Source organism: Vibrio sp. T9, assembly GCF_003123985.1.
In the GTDB taxonomy this organism is placed as follows: domain Bacteria; phylum Pseudomonadota; class Gammaproteobacteria; order Enterobacterales; family Vibrionaceae; genus Vibrio; species Vibrio diabolicus.
Genome location: NZ_NIGY01000045.1, coordinates 1 through 550 on the forward strand (window position 1 = coordinate 1; position 550 = coordinate 550).

1 protein-coding gene is annotated in these 550 nt (G+C 65.6%); it reads left to right on the plus strand.

Features of this window, described 5'->3' with window-relative positions; genetic code table 11:
- The coding region (locus tag CBX98_RS25320; RefSeq protein ID WP_146192911.1) for a diguanylate cyclase at window positions 1-550 on the plus strand (550 nt) is incomplete at both ends.

A 550-nucleotide genomic window follows, 5' to 3' on the forward strand; every position in this document is an offset into this window, starting at 1 on the left:
GCACATCGACGAAGCCGTGGCCGCCGCGGCTGCCGGACGCGAAGGCCAGGCGATGCTCCTGCTCGAGCCGGACAACTGGAAGGAAATCGTTACCAGCGCGGGCATCGGCAATGCGGACAAGCTTCTCGCTGCCATCGCCACGAAGATCAATGAATCCATCGACGACGAAGATGTGGCCGGTGTGCTCGGCGATCACACGCTCGGCCTGATCCTGGCGCCGCGCGGCGATCTCGAGCATGCCGCCCTTACCGAGCGCCTGCGCACCAGCATCGCCGAGCACATCATCGATGCGGGCACACGCTCGCTCAACGTCACGATCACCATCGGCGGCACACTCATCGCCGAGAAGAACGCCAACACGGAAGCCGTGCTCGAGCAGGCCAGCGCCGCGTTGCGCAACGCCCAGAACCAGGGCGGCAACCGTGTGGAACTGCACGATCCCAGTGCCCGCGAGAAGGCCGATGCCGAACGCGAGCAGTACTGGCTCGACCTCGTTCGCCACGCGCTGTCGACCGACGGCCTGCGCCTGTATCACCAGCAGATCATCAGC